We start from the raw sequence: 18137 nt of genomic DNA on the forward strand, positions 1-18137 counted from the left end.
ATCCTTATGCGTTGCGAACATCCTGACGGAAGCAGTCCTGACATGGGGGATCGGGCTGGACACCGTTACTGAACCAATCCGTTTCAGTGCAGACCTGTGACGGCCCTAAACTGTCTCCCGTGACCGAGAACTCATCGCAGCAGCCAGCCAGCAACCCCGAACTGCCGACCCAGTACGCGCCGGCCGATGTAGAGGGGAAGCTGTACGAGCGCTGGGTAGAGCGCGGTTACTTCGAGGCCGACGCCAAGAGCGAGAAGCCCCCGTACACCATCGTCATCCCGCCGCCCAACGTCACCGGAGCCCTCCACCTGGGACACGCCTTCCAGGTCACGCTGATGGACGCCCTCACCCGCCGTAAGCGGATGCAGGGCTTCGAGACGCTGTGGCTGCCCGGCATGGACCACGCCGGCATCGCCACCCAGAACAAGGTGGAGCAGCAGCTCGGCGAGGAGGGCAAGTCCCGCCAGGACATCGGCCGGGAAGCCTTCACCGAGCGCGTCTGGCAGTGGAAGGAAGAGTACGGCGGCCGCATCCTCGGCCAGCTGCGCCGCCTCGGCGCGGGCCTCGACTGGTCGCGTGAGCGGTTCACCATGGACGAGGGGCTCTCCCGCGCCGTCCAGAAGATCTTCAAGGACCTCTACGACGACGGTCTGATCTACCGCGCCGAGCGGATCATCAACTGGTGCCCGCGCTGTCTCACCGCCATCTCCGACATCGAGGTGGACTACCAGGAGGACGACGGCGAGCTCGTCTCTCTGAAGTACGGCGAGGGCGAGGACAGCCTGGTCGTCGCCACCACCCGGGTCGAGACGATGCTCGGCGACACCGCCGTCGCCGTCCACCCCGACGACGAGCGCTACGCCCGTCTCATCGGCAAGCGCATCAAGCTGCCGCTCACCGACCGCACCATCCCGGTCGTCGCCGACACCCACGTCGACCCGGAGTTCGGCACCGGCGCCGTCAAGGTGACCCCGGCGCACGACCCGAACGACTTCGCGATCGGCCAGCGCCACGACCTGGAGTCCCTCACGGTCATGGACGAGCGCGGTGTCATCACCGTGTCCGGCCCGTTCCAGGGGCTCGACCGCTTCGAGGCGCGCTCCGCCATCGTCGCCGCGCTGCGCGAGCAGGGCCGCGTCGTCGCCGAGAAGCGTCCGTACGTCCACTCCGTCGGGCACTGCTCCCGCTGCAAGACCACCATCGAGCCGCGGCTCTCCCTCCAGTGGTGGGTCAAGGTCGAGACGCTCGCCGAGGCCGCCGGTGACGCGGTCCGCGACGGGCGGGTCGTCCTGCACCCCAAGGAGATGGAGAAGCGCTACTTCGACTGGGTCGACAACCTCAACGACTGGTGCATCTCGCGCCAGCTCTGGTGGGGCCACCGCATCCCCGTCTGGTACGGCCCGAACGGCGAGGTCGTCTGCGTCGGACCGGACGACGAGGCGCCCACCGGCGAGGGCTGGACCCAGGACGAGGACGTCCTCGACACCTGGTTCTCCTCGGGCCTGTGGCCGTTCTCCACGCTCGGCTGGCCCGAACAGACCCCGGACCTGGAGAAGTTCTACTCCACGGACGTCCTGCTCACCGGCCACGACATCATCTTCTTCTGGGTCGTCCGGATGATGATGTTCGGCCTGTACGCCATGGACGGCGAGGTGCCGTTCAAGACGGTCGCCCTCACCGGCCTGGTCCGTGACGAGTTCGGCAAGAAGATGTCGAAGTCGAATCCGAACGCGGTCGACCCGATCGACTGGATGGACGCCTACGGCTCCGACGCCGTCCGCTTCACCCTGGCCAACGGCGCCAACCCGGGCGCCGACGTCCCGATCGGCGAGGACTGGGTCAAGGCCTCCCGTAACTTCGCCAACAAGATCTGGAACGCCACCCGTTTCGCCCTGATGAACGGCGCGACGATCGAGGGTCCGCTCCCGGACCCGTCGGCGATGACGGCCACCGACCGCTGGATCCTGTCGCGCCTCAACGAGACCGTCGCCGACGTCGACCGGTACTACGACGACTTCCAGTTCGCCAAGGTCTCCGACGCGCTGTACCACTTCGCGTGGGACGAGGTCTTCGACTGGTACGTCGAGCTGTCCAAGACGACGTTCTTCGCGGGCGGCGAGCAGGCCAAGGTCTCCGGCCGGGTCCTCGGCGAGGTCCTCGACGTCACCCTGCGCCTGCTCCACCCGATCGTCCCGTTCGTCACGGAGACGCTGTGGACCACGCTGACCGGCGGCGAGTCCGTCGTCGTCGCGGACTGGCCCGCCGACTCCGGCTTCCGCGACGAGGCGGCCGAGAAGGAGATCGAGCTGGTCCAGCAGGTCATCACCGAGGTCCGCCGCTTCAAGGGCGACCAGGGGCTCAAGCCCGGCCAGAAGGTGCCCGCCGAGCTGACCCTGACCGGTACGGCACTGGCCCCGCACGAGGCGGCCATCCGCCAGCTGCTGCGGCTGGAAGCGGCCGGGGACGGCTTCAGCGCCACCGCGTCCCTCCCGGTCGCCGGGGCCACCGTCGCCCTGGACCTGTCCGGCACGATCGACGTGGCGGCCGAGCGCAAGCGCCTCACGAAGGACCTGGAGGCCGCGCGGAAGGAGAAGGCCCAGGCCACCGGCAAGCTCGGCAACGAGGCCTTCCTGGCCAAGGCCCCGGACAACGTGGTCGACAAGATCCGCGGCCGGCTCGCCAAGGCCGAGGCCGACATCGAGCGGATCGGCGCCCAGCTGGCGGGCCTCCCGCAGGCCTGATCAGCTGAGCACGAAGCCCCCGCACCCCGACCGACCGGGGCCGCGGGGGCTTCGCCGTACTCCCTCCGTGCCCCGCCCGCCCGCGGTGTGCCGGGCGCTGCGTGCGTTGTCGGCGCCCATCCGTAGACTGGGGCCCGTGAGTGAGCCCCGCCCTTCAGACCGGCACGACGCGTCCGATCCCGACGACACCTTCGAGGAGATCGTCGACGAGGCGACCCAGCGCGACCCCGACCTGGCGGTGATCGAGGCCGGGAGCCGCACACTGCGCACCCACTCGGGCCACCCGCAGGGCGAAGCGGTCCCGGCCCGCCCGGCCGACCCCGAGACCGACAAGGCGCTGCGCGCGGTGGAGCAGGAGCTCGCCGGCCGCTGGGGCGAGACCAAGCTTGAGCCGTCCGTCACCCGGATCGCCGCGCTGATGGACGTCCTCGGCGAGCCGCAGCGCGCCTACCCCTCCATCCACATCACCGGCACCAACGGCAAGACCAGCACGGCCCGCATGATCGAGGCCCTGCTCAACGCCTTCGAGCTGCGCACCGGCCGCTACACCTCCCCGCACGTCCAGTCGATCACCGAGCGGATCAGCCTCGACGGCTCGCCGATCGAGGCCGAGCGGTTCATCGAGACGTACGAGGACATCAAGCCGTACGTCGAGATGGTCGACGCCCAGCAGCCCTACCGGCTCTCCTTCTTCGAGGTCCTCACCGGCATGGCGTACGCGGCTTTCGCCGACGCGCCCGTCGATGTGGCGGTCGTCGAGGTCGGCATGGGCGGCACCTGGGACGCCACCAACGTCATCGACTCCACGGTCGCCGTCGTCACCCCGATCTCGCTGGACCACACCGACCGGCTCGGCACCACGCCGGCCGAGATCGCCGGCGAGAAGGCCGGCGTCATCAAGCCGGGCGCCACGGTCATCCTGGCGCAGCAGCCGGTGGACGCCGCGCAGGTGATGCTGAAGAAGGCCGTCGAGGTGGACGCCACCGTGGCCCGCGAGGGCATGGAGTTCGGCGTCACCTCGCGCGAGATCGCGGTCGGCGGACAGCTGCTGACGCTGCGCGGTCTCGGTGGCGAGTACGAGGACATCTTCCTTCCGCTGTACGGGGCCCACCAGGCGCACAACGCCGCGGTGGCGCTCTCCGCGGTCGAGGCGTTCTTCGGCATCGGCGCCGAGCAGGCCCGCTCCCTGGACATCGACGCGATCCGCAAGGCGTTCGCCTCGGTGCTCTCGCCGGGCCGGCTGGAGGTCGTGCGCTCCAGCCCGACCGTCGTGCTGGACGCCGCGCACAACCCCGCCGGAGCCAAGGCGGCCTCCGACGGCATCTCCGAGGCGTTCAGCTTCTCCCGGCTGATCGGCGTGGTCGGCACCAGCGGCGACAAGGACGTGCGCGGGCTCCTGGAAGCCTTCGAGCCGATCTTCGCCGAGATCGTCGTCACGCAGAACTCCACCCCGCGCGCCATGGACGCGGACGAGCTGGCCGCCATCGCCGTCGAGGTCTTCGGCGACGACCGGGTGCAGGTCGAGCCGCGGCTCGACGACGCGCTGGAGGCGGCGATCACGCTGGCCGAGGAGGACGACGAGTACGCGGGCGCCGGGGTGCTGGTGACCGGCTCCGTGATCACGGTCGGCGAAGCCCGGCTGCTGCTGGGAAGGGGCTGAGACACCGATGCGGACGCTCTGCGCCTCGACGCTGATCGGCGAGTTCTTCGTGATCGGCTTCGCCGGTCTCGTCGCGATGAAGCTGGACGACGCCTCCATGACGCTGGTCTGGACGGTGTGCGGCATCGGCATGGCCCTGTCCGTGCTGCTGTGCGGAATGATCACCCGGCCCGGCGGCGTCCAGCTGGGCTGGGCGCTCCAGGTCGCGCTGGTCCTCAGCGGTTTCGTGGTCCCGATGATGTTCATCCTGGGGCTCGCCTTCGGCGGACTGTGGTGGGCCTCGATCCACTACGGCCGCAAGATCGACGAGGCCAAGGCCGACTGGGCCGCCCGGCAGGAAGCCGGCGAGGCCGCGGCCTGAGGCCCAAGCCCGCCGGACACGCGCGACCCGCCCGCCGGGCCCCGGAAATCGGGGGCCCGAAGGTGACCCTGGGTGAACCCGGGCGCAGACCCGTCTCCGTACCCCTGTAATCTCGCCCTCACCGCACCCGTACGCCTGGCCTTGCAAGGAGCCGCACATGACTCAGCGCACTCTCGTCCTGCTCAAGCCCGACGCCGTCCGCCGTGGCCTGATCGGCGAGATCGTCGGCCGCATAGAGCGCAAGGCGGACTGGCGGATCACCGCGCTGGAGCTGCGCACGCTGGACCACGAGACGCTGGAGCAGCACTACGGCGAGCACAAGGGCCGCCCGTTCTACGAGCCGCTCATGGAGTTCATGGCCTCCGGCCCCGTCGTCGCCCTGGTGGCCGAAGGCGAGCGGGTCATCGAGGGCATCCGCACCCTGGCCGGCCCCACCGACCCGATCGCCGCCGCGCCCGGGTCGATCCGTGGTGACTTCGGCACGATCACCCGCGAGAACCTCATCCACGCCTCGGACTCCGAGGAGTCCGCAGAGCGAGAACTGAAGCTTTTCTTTCCGGGACTTTCCTGACCCGATCGGCCAAACAGCGCTGTACGCCTGGGGCGACCGAAGTAATTCGGTCGCCCCTCGGCATAGGGTTTGGGATCGCGGGAACGCATCCCTCCGACGTAACGTCACCATGGGTAGAACGGCCACCCGTTCCGCTCACAATGGCGAAGGACCCTCGCGCTGTGTCCGTGCATACGGCACTACGATGGAAGCTTCCACGCCCGCAGCGCCAACCTCGCCTACCAGAACAAGCCATCTTCGCTACCTGGGAAGGCCCGACGCATCCTCATGGGGAACAAGGGGAACTCAATGTCGTTCATCGGCCGTGACATGGCTATCGACCTCGGGACTGCCAACACGCTGGTGTACGTCAGGGGGCGCGGCATCGTCCTGAACGAGCCGTCCGTCGTGGCCATCAACACCAACACCGGCGGAATTCTGGCGGTCGGCTCCGAGGCCAAGAAGATGATCGGGCGCACGCCGGGCAACATCGTTGCCGTGCGACCGCTGAAGGACGGCGTGATCGCCGACTTCGAGATCACCGAGCGGATGCTCCGCTACTTCATCCTCAAGATCCACAAGCGCCGCTACCTGGCCCGCCCCCGGGTCGTCGTCTGCGTGCCCTCCGGTATCACCGGGGTCGAGCGCCGCGCCGTCATCGAGGCGTCCACGCAGGCCGGCGCGCGCCAGGTGCACATCATCGAGGAGCCCATGGCCGCCGCCATCGGCTCCGGCCTGCCGGTCCACGAGGCCACCGGCAACATGGTGGTCGACATCGGCGGCGGCACCACCGAGGTCGCCGTGATCTCGCTCGGCGGAATCGTCACCGCCCAGTCGATCCGCACCGCCGGTGACGAGCTGGACAACGCGATCATCCAGCACATCAAGAAGGAGTACTCGCTCCTCCTCGGTGAGCGGACCGCCGAACAGATCAAGATCACCATCGGTTCGGCGTTCGACCTGGAGAAGGACGAGCACACCGAGATCCGCGGTCGCGACCTGGTCTCCGGGCTGCCCAAGACGGTCGTCATCTCGGCCGCCGAGGTCCGCAAGGCCATCGAGGAGCCGGTCAACGCGATCGTCGACGCCGTGAAGACGACGCTCGACAAGTGCCCGCCCGAGCTGTCCGGCGACGTCATGGACCGCGGCATCGTCCTCACCGGCGGCGGCGCGCTGCTGCGCGGTCTGGACGAGCGGCTGCGCCACGAGACGGGCATGCCGATCCACATCGCCGAGGACCCGCTGGACTCGGTGGCGCTCGGCTCCGGCAAGTGCGTCGAGGAGTTCGAGGCGCTCCAGCAGGTGCTGGACGCCCAGCCCCGCCGCTGACAGAGCGTCACCCGATCCGGCGCGCGGACCGCGGACGCTGCGGCTCCGCCCGCCGGATCGTTGATATAGATCGTTGCTGTACGCGTATCGATACGTATCGACAGACGTATCGGTGTACGGACAGCCACACATACAGGCACGAACATTCCGACGAGGAAGGCACGGCCGCCGCACGTGAGGGACACACGAGAGAGCCGGCTGCTCCTGGTGCTCTTGATCGCCATCGCATTCGCCCTGATCACGGTCGATATCCGAGGCGGCGAGGAGTCACCGGTCGACGGCGCGCGGCAGGCCGCGGCCACCGTCTTCGGGCCGGTCGAGAACGGCGTAGCGGCAGCGGTCGACCCGGTGGGCAACGCCATAGGGGCCGTCCGGGACTCCGGCAACCGGCACGACCGGATCTCCGCCCTGGAGCAGGAGAACGCCGCGCTGAAGGCCAAGCTCGGCAGCGACGACCGCACCAACAGCCGGGTCCGCCAGCTCGACGCCATGCTGAAGAACGCGGGCGCCGGACAGTACGGCATCAAGGGCGCCGAGGTCATCGCCATAGGAGCGGCCCAGGGCTTCTCCTGGACGGTCACCATCGACGCCGGAGCCGACGACGGCATCCGCCGCGACATGACCGTACTCAACGGGGAGGGGCTGGTCGGGCGGGTCACCACCGTCGGGCCCAGCACCGCGACGGTCCTGCTCGCCAACGACCCCGACTTCACCGTCGGCACCCGGATGGAGAAGACCGACGAGCTCGGCTTCGCCACCGGCCAGGGCTCGCGTCCGCTGTCGGTGCAGTTCCTCAACGGCAAGGCCAAGGTGAAGGCCGGCGACCGGCTCGTCACCTTCGGCTCCAGCAAGGACAAGCCCTTCGTGCCCGGCGTCCCGGTCGGCGAGGTCGTCCGCGTCGACCCCTCGGGCGGCGAACTGACCCGGACCGTCTACGTGAAGCCGTACGTCGGGTTCACCAAGCTCGACATCGTCGGCGTCGTCGTCCAGGCCCCCCGCGAGGACCCGCGCGACACGGTCCTGCCCAAGCAGCCCGTCAAGACCAAGCCCAAGCCGACCCCCACGGTCACCGTCACCGTCCAGCCCAACGGGGACCTGGTGGACGGCTCCGGCAAGGTCGTCGGCAACATCAACGAGAAACCGGGCGGCGACGCCGCCGGTGACGCGGCAGGCGACCAGCAGGGCAACGCCCAACCCGACAACGCGGCCAACGACCAGGAGTAGAGCTGATCCCCATGCGCATCAACCGGACTCTGCTCTCCATCACCCTGGTCGTCGTCGCCCTCGTCGTCCAGGTCTCCGTCCTCGCCCGCCTCCAGCTCCCCGGCGCCGTCCCCGACCTGCTGCTCCTCACCGTCCTCGGACTCGCCTTCGTGTACGGGCCCGTCAGCGGCTCCCTCATCGGCTTCGGCGCGGGCCTCCTCGCGGACCTCGCCCCGCCCGCCGACCACGCCGCCGGACGCTACGCCCTGGTGCTCTGCGTCATCGGCTACCTCGCGGGCCTGGCCCGGCCGGAGAACGGGCAGCTGAAGTCGGCCTTCGCCCCGATGGCCGTGGTCGTCGCCGCCGCGATCGGCTCGACGCTGCTGTACGCCGGGGTCGGCGCGCTCGTCGGCGACACCGCCGCCCGCCATGTGGGCCTGGGCAGCCTGCTGTTCACGGCCGCCATCTACGACCTGCTGCTGGCGCCCTTCACCGTGCCGCTCATCATGGCGCTGGCCAGACGTACCGAGAACGACCCGCTCGCCGAGGCCTCCTCCGGCGGCAACGACGTCGCCGCCGGCTGGCTCTCCTCGGGCACCGGGCTGCGGATCGGCAACCAGCGCGGCGGCCTGCGCGTCAAGGCCGCCCGCAACCGCGCCGCCCGCGCGGGCAGGATCAAGGGGGTCAAGCGACTGTGAAGCCGTACGCGACAGAGGACGCCGGGGGAACCGCGTGAGCAACATTCCCGAGACCGGGCGGACCCAGCGGGTCCAGATCCGGCTCATCGTCATCCAGGTCCTCGTCTTCTCGCTGCTGCTCACCCTCGGCGGCCGCCTCTGGTACCTCCAGATCCGCAACGGCGACGAGTACACCGCCGAAGCCGCGGGCAACGGTGTGCAGCAGGTCGTCCAGCCCGCCGTGCGCGGCTCGATCCTCGACGCGCGCGGCGTACCGCTCGCCGACAACGAGACCCGTCTCGTCGTCTCGGCCAGCCGCACCGAGCTGCTGAAGATGAAGGACGACGGCGTCGGCGTCCTCACCCGGCTCGCCGACGTCCTGGACATGAAGGCGCAGGACGTCCGGGACAAGGTCCGCCTCTGCGACTCCAAGACCCCCCAGCCCTGCTGGAACGGCTCGCCCTACCAGCCGATCCCGGTCACCGACGAGGCCACCACCCAGCAGGCCCTCCAGATCCGCGAGCGCGCCGAGGACTTCCCCGGCATCACCGCCGAACCCACCGCCGTACGCCGCTACACCGCACCCGCCAAGGCGAAGACCGCACAGGTCCTCGGCTACCTCTCGCCCGTCACCGACGACGAGATCCAGCAGGCGCTGGACGGCCCGTCGCCCTATCTGCGCTCCGACCAGGTCGGCCGCTCAGGACTTGAGCGCACGTACGACAAGGAGCTGCGCGGCAAGGCGGGCGTCACCCGCTACGAGGTCGACAACCTCGGCCGCGTCATGGGAGAGGCCGAGAACGACCCGGCGGTGTCCGGCTCCAGCCTCGTCACCAGCCTCGACGCCCGCGTCCAGGCGGTGGCCGAGTACGAGCTCGCCCAGGCGATGAAGACCGTCCGCCAGGAGACCGACAAGATCACCGGCCGGAAGTACGAGGCCGACTCCGGCGCCGTCGTCGTCATGGAGTCGAAGACCGGCCGCGTCGTGTCGATGGCCTCCCAGCCCGACTACGACCCCAACGCCTGGGTCGGCGGCATCTCCGGCAAGGAGTACGCCAAGCTCACCAGCAAGAAGTCCAACTACCCGCTGCTCAACCGGGGCATCCAGGGCCAGGCGCCGGCCGGCTCGATCTTCAAGGTGGTGTCGGCGAGCGCGGCCGTACGCGGCGGGCACGCCTTCAACGACCGCTACGAGTGCAGCAGCTCCTACAGCCTCGGCAACCAGACCTTCGCGAACTTCGAGTCCCAGGGCCACGGCCCCATCACCCTCGGCGACGCGCTCAAGTACTCCTGCAACACGGTGTTCTACCGCCTCGGCCACGACGAGTGGGTGAAGGACGGCGGCATAAAGCCCAAGAAGGACGCCAAGAACTGGTTCTACCGCACCGCCCGTGACTTCGGGCTCGGCGCCGAGACCGGCATCGACCTGCCCAACGAGGTCAAGGGCCGCATCCCGGACCGCCAGTGGAAGCAGGACTTCTGGAAGGCGAACAAGGACGCCTGGTGCAAGGAGGGCAAGAAGGGCGGCACCTACGTCCAGCAGATCGCGTACGAGAGCTGCCTCGAAGGCAACCAGCTCAAGGCCTACGACAGCATCAACTACGCGATCGGCCAGGGTGACGTCCTCGTCACCCCCATCCAGATGGCCACCGCCTACGCCGCCATCAGCAACGGCGGCACCATCCACGAGCCCACCGTCGGCAAGGCCGTGATCAGCCCCGACGGCAAGACCGTCCAGGAGATCAAGCCCAAGGTCAGCGGCAAGCTGCCGGTCAACGCCCAGACCATCAAGGACCTCGACAAGGGGCTCCGCTCGGTGGTCGAGCCGGGCGGCACCGCCGCCTGGCGGTTCGGCGGCTGGCCGCAGGACAAGATCCCGATGCGCGCCAAGACCGGCACCGCCCAGGTGTACGGCAAGCAGACCACCGCGTGGTTCGCGACCTACACCGACGACTACACGATCGTCATGACGATCTCCCAGGGCGGCACCGGCTCCGGCGCCGCCGGGCCCGCGGTCCGCAAGATCTACGACGCGCTCTACGGCCTCGACGCCGAGGGCAACCAGGACAAGAAGAGGGCCTTGCTGCCGAAGCCCCAGAAGGCGCTGCCGAAGATCCAGCCCGACGGCTCGATCTACGCGCCGAAGGTCAAGCCCTACGACCCCACGCCGATCACACCGGAGGAGCAGCCCGGGGGACAGGAACCCCAGCTGCCCCTGCAGCCCGGAGGCCAGCCCGGACTCACCGGATCACCGGCGTCGACCGGGAGGCAGCCCTGATGGCAGGTGGATTCTCCGTCTCCCGGTACGCCCCCGACCAGGGCTCCTGGGCCAAGCTGACCGCCCGCGACTCCCTCGTACGGCGGTTGGACTGGCCGCTGCTCGGGGCCGCGCTGGCGCTCTCGTTCCTCGGTTCGCTGCTCGTGTGGTCCGCCACCCGCAACCGCGACCACCTCACCCAGGGCGACCCGTACTTCTTCCTCCTGCGGCACGCCCTCAACACCGGCATCGGCCTCGCCCTGATGATCGGCACGATCTGGCTCGGCCACCGCACCCTGCGCGGGGCCGTCCCGGTCCTCTACGGCATCTCGGTGCTGCTGGTCCTGGCGGTCCTCACGCCGCTCGGCACCACGGTCAACGGCGCCCACGCCTGGATCAAGCTGCCGGCCGGCTTCTCGATCCAGCCCTCCGAGTTCACCAAGATCACCATCATCCTGGTGATGGCGATGCTGCTGGCCGCCCGCGTCGACGCGGGCGACCAGGCCCACCCGGACCACCGCACCGTCGCCAAGGCGCTGGGCCTCGCGGCCGTCCCCATGGCCATCGTGATGCTCATGCCCGACCTCGGCTCGGTGATGGTCATGGCCGTCATCGTCCTCGGCATCCTGCTGGCCTCCGGCGCCTCCAACCGCTGGGTCCTCGGCCTCATCGGCGCGGGCGCTGGCGGGGCCGTCGCCATCTGGCAGCTCGGCCTGCTCGACGACTACCAGATCGCCCGCTTCGCCGCCTTCGCCAACCCCGCGCTCGACCCGGCGGGCGTCGGCTACAACACCAACCAGGCCCGGATCGCGATCGGCTCCGGCGGACTCACCGGCACCGGGCTCTTCGAGGGCACCCAGACCACCGGCCAGTTCGTGCCCGAGCAGCAGACCGACTTCGTCTTCACCGTCGCCGGCGAGGAGCTGGGCTTCCTCGGCGCGGGTCTGATCATCGTGCTCCTGGGCGTCGTCCTGTGGCGCGCCTGCCGGATCGCCCGCGAGACCACCGAGCTGTACGGCACGGTCGTCGCCGCCGGGATCATCGCCTGGTTCGCCTTCCAGTCCTTCGAGAACATCGGCATGACGCTCGGCATCATGCCGGTCGCCGGACTGCCGCTGCCCTTCGTCTCCTACGGAGGGTCATCGATGTTCGCCGTCTGGGTGGCGATCGGACTGCTCCAGTCGATCCGGGTGCAACGGCCCATGTCCGCCTGAACCCGGGCGGTCGCGGGTAGGTGTCCGTACATGGCGGACACCAAGCGCGAGATCGAGCGGAAGTACGAAGCCACCGACGACACCCGGCTGCCCGACCTGACCCGGGCGGCCGGGGTCGACCGGAGCGTCCACCGCGGCCTGACCGAGCTGGACGCCGTCTACTACGACACCGCCGACCTCCGCCTCGCCGCCGACGCCCTCACGCTGCGCCGCAGGACCGGCGGGGCCGACGAGGGCTGGCACCTGAAGTTCCCCGTCGCCACCGGCATCCGCGACGAGATCCACGAACCCCTCGCCGACACCCTGCCGCGCCCGCTGGCCGCCCTCCTCCGCTCCCGCGTCCGCCACGCGGAGCTCGCCCCCGTCGTCCGGCTGCTCTCCGCCCGCGACGTCCACCACCTCTCCGCCGCCGACGGAACCCTCCTCGCCGAGGTCAGCGTCGACCGGGTGCGCGCCGAGCGGCTCGCGGGGGAGGGGAGCGGCACCACGGCCGCCTGGACCGAGATCGAGGTCGAGCTGGCCGACGACGGCGACCCCGCCGTCCTGGACGCGGTGGAGAAGCGGCTGCGCAAGGCCGGGATCCGCCCCGCGCACTCCGCGTCCAAGCTCGCCCGGGCGCTGGCGGAGACGGCACCCGTACGGGACGGGGAGGGGCGGAAGGAGAACGCGCCGCACACCGCGGGCGACCACGTCCTCGCCTACGTACGCAAGCAGATCCGCACGATCGTCGACCTCGACCCCGCCGTCCGCCGCGGCCTTCCCGACTCCGTGCACAAGATGCGCGTCGCCACCCGTCGGCTGCGCAGCACCTTCAAGACCCATCGCAAGCTCCTCGACCGCGAGGTCACCGATCCGATCGGCGCCGAGCTCAAGTGGCTCGCCGCCGAGCTGGGCCTCGACCGCGACCAGGAAGTCCTGGACGAACGCCTCGGGGCCCGCGTCGAGGCACTCCCGGCCACCCTGACCCTCGGCCCGGTGCGCGGCCGCCTCCGCGCCTGGTCGGCCGCCCGCCGCACCGGTTCGCGCCGCAGGATCATCGACGTACTCGACGGGAAGCGGTATCTGGACCTCCTGGACGCCCTCGACGAGCTGAGCGCCGACCCGCCGCTGCGCCCCGCCGCCGGACGCGCACCGGAGAAGGCCCTGCCCCGGGCGGTGCTCAAGGACTACGGCCGCCTCGCCACCCGCCTCGACCACGCCCTCGGACAGCCGCCCGGACCCGAGCGCGACACCGCGCTGCACGAGGCCCGCAAGGCCGCCAAGCGCGCCCGGTACGCGGGCGAGGCGGCCCGGCCCGCGCTCGGCAAGCCCGCCAAGCGCTTCGCCAAACGCGTGAAGGCCGTGCAGAGCCTCCTCGGCGATCACCAGGACAGTGTCGTCGCCCGCGAGGCCCTGCGCACGCTCGCGATCCAGTCGCACGCGGCGGGCGAGACCGCGTTCACCTGGGGACTTCTGTACGGGCAGGAGGAGGCCGCGGCCGAGGCCCGGGAGCGCGAACTGCCCGAGGTCTGGGCCCGCGCCTCCGCCCCCGGACTGCGTGCGGATCTGAGCCGCTGAGTACCGGGGTACGCTGGATGGTCACCCCTGCCGGCTCACGAAGGTTCGCGAGATGTCTGCCGCATCGGTCTTCCCACAGCTCGAAGCTCTGCTCCCGCATGTGCAGAAGCCCATCCAGTACGTCGGCGGTGAGCTGAACTCCACCGTCAAGGAGTGGGACAGCTGCGACGTCCGCTGGACCCTGATGTACCCCGACGCCTACGAGGTCGGACTCCCCAACCAGGGCGTCATGATCCTTTACGAGGTGCTGAACGAGCGCGAGGGCGTCCTCGCCGAGCGCACCTACAGCGTCTGGCCCGACCTCGAAGCGCTGATGCGCGAGCACGACGTGCCGCAGTTCACCGTGGACAGCCACCGCCCCGTCGGCGCGTTCGACGTCTTCGGGCTGAGCTTCTCCACCGAGCTCGGCTACACCAACATGCTCACCGCCCTGGACCTCGCGGGCATCCCGCTGGAGTCCAAGGACCGCACGGTGGACCACCCGATCGTCCTCGCGGGCGGCCACGCCGCGTTCAACCCCGAGCCGATCGCGGACTTCATCGACTGCGCGGTCGTCGGCGACGGCGAGCAGGCCGTCCTGGAGATCACCGAGATCATCCGCGCCTGGAAGGCCGAGGGCCGCCCCGGCGGCCGCGACGAGGTGCTCTTCCGGCTCTCGAAGACCGGCGGCGTCTACGTCCCGCGCTTCTACGACGTCGAGTACCTCCCCGACGGCCGCATCGGCCGCGTCGTGCCCAACCGGTCCGGCGTGCCGTGGCGGGTCTCCAAGCACACGGTGATGGACCTCGACGAGTGGCCCTACCCCAAGCAGCCCCTCGTCCCCCTCGCGGAGACCGTGCACGAGCGGATGTCCGTGGAGATCTTCCGCGGCTGCACCCGCGGCTGCCGTTTCTGCCAGGCCGGCATGATCACGCGCCCCGTGCGGGAGCGAAGCATCACCGGCATCGGCGAGATGGTCGAGAAGGGTCTCAAGGCCACCGGCTTCGAGGAGGTCGGCCTGCTCTCGCTCTCCTCCGCCGACCACAGCGAGATCGGCGACATCGCCAAGGGCCTCGCCGACCGCTACACCGACGACAAGGTCGGCCTCTCGCTGCCCTCCACCCGCGTCGACGCGTTCAACGTCGACCTGGCCAACGAGCTGACCCGCAACGGCCGTCGCTCCGGTCTCACCTTCGCCCCCGAGGGCGGCTCCGAGCGGATGCGCAAGGTCATCAACAAGATGGTCTCGGAGGAGGACCTGATCCGCACGGTCGCCACCGCGTACGGCAACGGCTGGCGTCAGGTGAAGCTGTACTTCATGTGCGGCCTGCCCACCGAGACCGACGAGGACGTCCTGCAGATCGGCGACATGGCGGTCAACGTCATCGCCAAGGGCCGCGAGGTCTCCGGCCAGAACGACATCCGCTGCACCGTCTCCATCGGCGGCTTCGTCCCCAAGCCGCACACCCCCTTCCAGTGGGCCCCGCAGCTGAGCGCCGAGGACACCGACGCCCGGCTGAAGAAGCTCCGGGACAAGATCCGCGGCGACAAGAAGTACGGCCGCTCCATCGGCTTCCGCTACCACGACGGCAAGCCCGGCATCGTCGAGGGCCTGCTCTCGCGCGGTGACCGCCGCGTCGGCTCCGTCATCCGCGCGGTCTACGAGTCCGGCGGCCGCTTCGACGGCTGGCGCGAGCACTTCAGCTACGACCTCTGGATGAACTGCGCCGAGAAGACGCTGCCCGAGTTCGGCGTCGACGTCGACTGGTACACCACCCGCGAGCGCACCTACGAGGAGGTCCTGCCCTGGGACCACCTCGACTCCGGCCTGGACAAGGACTGGCTCTGGGAGGACTGGCAGGACGCCCTCGACGAGACCGAGGTCGAGGACTGCCGCTGGACCCCCTGCTTCGACTGCGGCGTCTGCCCGCAGCTCGACCTGGACATCCAGATCGGCCCGACCGGCAAGAAGCTCCTGCCGCTCAGCGTCGTGAACAAGTAGCGCGTTTTGAACAAGTAGCGCGTTTTTGAACGATCGTCAGGCCCGGCCCGGCAACCCCGGACCGGGCCTGACGCGTCCTTGATGGCATGGACTACGGCAAGCACCAGGCCCCTCGGGGATACGAGCCCGGCGAAGGCGTTCTGACCACACTGATCAGGATCCCGGTGCGGATCGTGGTCCTGGTGGTGGTGCTGCCCGTCCGCATGGTCTGGGACGCGCTCACGGCCGGCTGGCACGCCGCCGACCGGATCCTGCTGCGCCCGCTGGGCCGGGCCCTCCTGTGGCTCCTCGACACGCTCGTCCTGACCCCGCTGACCTGGCTGTTCACCTGGGTCCTCGCGCCCCTCGGCAAGGCCGCCTCCTGGCTGGCCGTCGCCCTGCTCGTGTGGCCCTGGATAGGCCTGTGGCGGTACGTCGTCGTCCCCGTCGCCCGTTACGGCGTCGCGGCCCCGGCGGTGTGGCTGTACGGGAGCGTTCTGACCCCGCTCGGCCACGGCCTGCGGTGGATCGGCACCGCCTTGCTGGCCCCGGCGGCACGCGGCCTGGGAGCCGGCCTGACCTGGCTGTTCACCGTGCTGGTCATCGTGCCGCTGGAGACGCTGTGGCGGTACGTGATCGTCCCGGTGGCGCGTTACGGCCTGGTCGTCCCGGTGGTGTGGCTGTACGAAGCCGTCCTCACGCCGATCGGCCACGGCACGGCCTGGGTCCTGGGCAAGCTGTGGCAGGGCACCGCCTGGGTGCTCGGCCGGATCTGGCGGGGGATCGCGGCCACCGCGCGCGGGCTGGGCGGCGCGCTGGCCTGGCTCGTCATGACGCTGCTCGTCGCCCCCGCCGTCTGGACCTACCGCCGGATCCTCACCCCGGTCGGCCGCGAGATCGCCGCCGCGTTCGAGGTCGCCTGGCGGATCGCCGGGTACGTCTCCCGGGCCGTCGGCCGGGCCCTCGCCTGGTTCGCGTGGCAGTTGATCGGCGCACCGGCCTCCTGGGCGTACCGCACGGTGTGCACCCCCGTCGGCCACTTCCTGCGCGACTCCGTGTGGGCCCCGGCCCGGCGCGCCGCCGCCGAGGCCGGGCGGGCCGCCCGCACGGCCCTCGCGACCGCCCGGGAAACCGTGCGCCAGGCCCGTCGCGACGCCTGGCGGGCGCTGGTCGGCTCCACGGACGGCGCACGGTCCCGGGAACCGCGAGGGATCCCTGCGCGTACTCTGGGTAGTACAACGACTGTCCCCAGCGCGGCGCAGGCAACCGAGAGCGCCCCGCTCGGCGAGAAATTCGTCGAGCGGGTGTGAGCCGGAGCGGCACCCCGGGGGCCACCCGTATTTCGTGGGCGGCGCGCCACCGCGCCCGCCCCGCACCGAGGAGAAGAACCACTGGGCAAGCGACAGCCCGAAGGCCCGCCGCCCGCACCGGCAGTGCAGCGCATCCGCCTGCGCTACACCAAGCGCGGCCGCCTCCGGTTCACCAGCCACCGAGACTTCCAGCGGGCCTTCGAGCGGGCACTGCGCCGCTCCGAGGTGCCGATGGCGTATTCGGCGGGCTTCACCCCCCACCCCAAGGTCTCCTACGCCAATGCCGCACCCACCGGCACGGGCAGCGAGGCGGAGTTCCTGGAGATCGCCCTCACCGAGACGCGGGACCCCGAGGTCCTGCGCGGACTGCTCGACGCGTCGATGCCGGCCGGCCTCGACATCATCGACGCGGTGGAGGCCCGCACCTCGGGCCTCGCCGAACGGCTCACCGCCTCCGTCTGGGAGCTGCGCCTGGACGGCGTCGACCCCGAGGAGCTCCGCACGGCCGTGGCCGCCTTCGACGACGCCGAGACCGTGGAGGTCCAGCGCAAGGCCAAGAACGGCATCCGGACGTTCGACGCCCGCGCCGCCGTCGCCGACCTGCGGGTCGTCGACGATCCGGCCGATAGGCCGGGCGAGCGGCCCTGTGCGATACTGCGCCTGGTTGTTCGGCACGTGACACCTGCCGTGCGACCCGACGACGTCCTGTCCGGTCTCCGAGCTGTGGCCGACCTGGCGCCGCCCGTCCCCGCTGCGGTGACGAGGCTGGCGCAGGGGCTCTTCGACGAGGAGTCCGGCACGGTGACCGACCCGCTCGCGCCCGACCGCGAGGCCGCCCCGACCGCACATCCCGCGGTCGCCGGGGCAGCCGTCGCGACGGCGCCGGAAGGTGCAGGTTCCGCGTAAGGCGGTCGTTGTAGCGCAGCCCTCCGACTCGGGAGCCACCTGGGTCGGGCCGCGCACTGACCCACAAGACTTTCGCCAGGCCGTACGCACACCGCATACGGAACCGGCGAGCCAGACATCAGTTCCCGTGCGGCGCCCGCGCCCCGGACGGCGGTATCGCACCACTGCGGACCGTGCCGGACCGGAAACAGACGCGGCGCCCGGGAGCACGACGGGAGAACCGCCCGCATGCCTCAGCCGAACGAACCCGGCACGACCGGGAACAACGAAGAGAACACCCCCGGCGACAAGCTGCCGCCGCGCCGCAGGCGCCGCGCCGCTTCCCGCCCGGCGGGCCCGCCCGGCGGAGCCGTGGCCGCCGCCGAGGACGTCACGCCGGCCATACCGGCCGACGGGTCCGCCGCCCCGGCCG

General features: G+C 70.6%; 14 protein-coding genes. All 14 read left to right on the top strand.

Annotated elements, in window-relative coordinates; all coding sequences use genetic code 11:
* Positions 1-119: 119 nt before the first annotated feature.
* Positions 120-2741, top strand: coding sequence for a valine--tRNA ligase (locus tag G3I54_RS08880; protein ID WP_164612800.1), 2622 nt, complete (start codon positions 120-122; stop codon positions 2739-2741).
* Positions 2742-2877: 136 nt separating this feature from the next.
* Positions 2878-4401, top strand: coding sequence for a folylpolyglutamate synthase/dihydrofolate synthase family protein (locus G3I54_RS08885; RefSeq protein ID WP_164612802.1), 1524 nt, complete (start codon positions 2878-2880; stop codon positions 4399-4401).
* A gap of 7 nt (positions 4402-4408) precedes the next feature.
* Positions 4409-4762, top strand: a complete 354-nt coding sequence (locus G3I54_RS08890) for a DUF4233 domain-containing protein (protein WP_164612803.1) — start codon at positions 4409-4411, stop codon at positions 4760-4762.
* Between the two features lie 157 nt (positions 4763-4919).
* Positions 4920-5333: a nucleoside-diphosphate kinase gene (gene ndk / locus G3I54_RS08895; RefSeq protein ID WP_030077767.1), complete on the top strand. Its 414-nt coding sequence runs from the start codon at positions 4920-4922 to the stop codon at positions 5331-5333.
* Positions 5334-5621: 288 nt separating this feature from the next.
* Positions 5622-6641: a rod shape-determining protein gene (locus G3I54_RS08900; protein WP_007448937.1), complete on the top strand. Its 1020-nt coding sequence runs from the start codon at positions 5622-5624 to the stop codon at positions 6639-6641.
* 174 nt (positions 6642-6815) lie between these two features.
* Positions 6816-7865 carry a rod shape-determining protein MreC gene (gene mreC / locus G3I54_RS08905; RefSeq protein WP_164612805.1) on the top strand — a complete coding sequence of 350 codons (1050 nt, stop codon included), beginning with the start codon at positions 6816-6818 and terminating at the stop codon, positions 7863-7865.
* Between the two features lie 11 nt (positions 7866-7876).
* Positions 7877-8542 (top strand): rod shape-determining protein MreD, encoded by a 666-nt coding sequence (gene mreD, locus G3I54_RS08910; RefSeq protein ID WP_164612807.1) that lies wholly within the window; start codon positions 7877-7879, stop codon positions 8540-8542.
* Positions 8543-8576: 34 nt separating this feature from the next.
* Positions 8577-10799, top strand: coding sequence for a penicillin-binding protein 2 (gene mrdA, locus G3I54_RS08915; RefSeq protein ID WP_164612809.1), 2223 nt, complete (start codon positions 8577-8579; stop codon positions 10797-10799).
* Positions 10799-11992 (top strand): rod shape-determining protein RodA, encoded by a 1194-nt coding sequence (gene rodA / locus G3I54_RS08920; RefSeq protein ID WP_164612811.1) that lies wholly within the window; start codon positions 10799-10801, stop codon positions 11990-11992. The genes mrdA and rodA overlap by 1 nt, the downstream gene beginning before the upstream one ends.
* A 30-nt stretch (positions 11993-12022) precedes the next feature.
* Positions 12023-13549 (top strand): CYTH and CHAD domain-containing protein, encoded by a 1527-nt coding sequence (locus G3I54_RS08925; protein WP_164612813.1) that lies wholly within the window; start codon positions 12023-12025, stop codon positions 13547-13549.
* A 52-nt stretch (positions 13550-13601) separates the two neighbouring features.
* Positions 13602-15530, top strand: a complete 1929-nt coding sequence (locus tag G3I54_RS08930) for a TIGR03960 family B12-binding radical SAM protein (protein WP_164612815.1) — start codon at positions 13602-13604, stop codon at positions 15528-15530.
* An 86-nt stretch (positions 15531-15616) separates the two neighbouring features.
* Positions 15617-16819: a hypothetical protein gene (locus G3I54_RS08935; RefSeq protein WP_164612817.1), complete on the top strand. Its 1203-nt coding sequence runs from the start codon at positions 15617-15619 to the stop codon at positions 16817-16819.
* A 123-nt stretch (positions 16820-16942) separates the two neighbouring features.
* Positions 16943-17725: a TIGR03936 family radical SAM-associated protein gene (locus G3I54_RS08940; RefSeq protein WP_164612819.1), complete on the top strand. Its 783-nt coding sequence runs from the start codon at positions 16943-16945 to the stop codon at positions 17723-17725.
* A 228-nt stretch (positions 17726-17953) separates the two neighbouring features.
* Positions 17954-18137 (top strand): hypothetical protein (locus tag G3I54_RS08945; RefSeq protein ID WP_164612821.1); only part of this gene is annotated, 184 nt, incomplete at its 3' end.

The sequence above is a fragment of the Streptomyces sp. SID14515 genome, assembly GCF_010548505.1.
In the GTDB taxonomy this organism is placed as follows: Bacteria; Actinomycetota; Actinomycetes; order Streptomycetales; family Streptomycetaceae; genus Streptomyces; species Streptomyces caviscabies.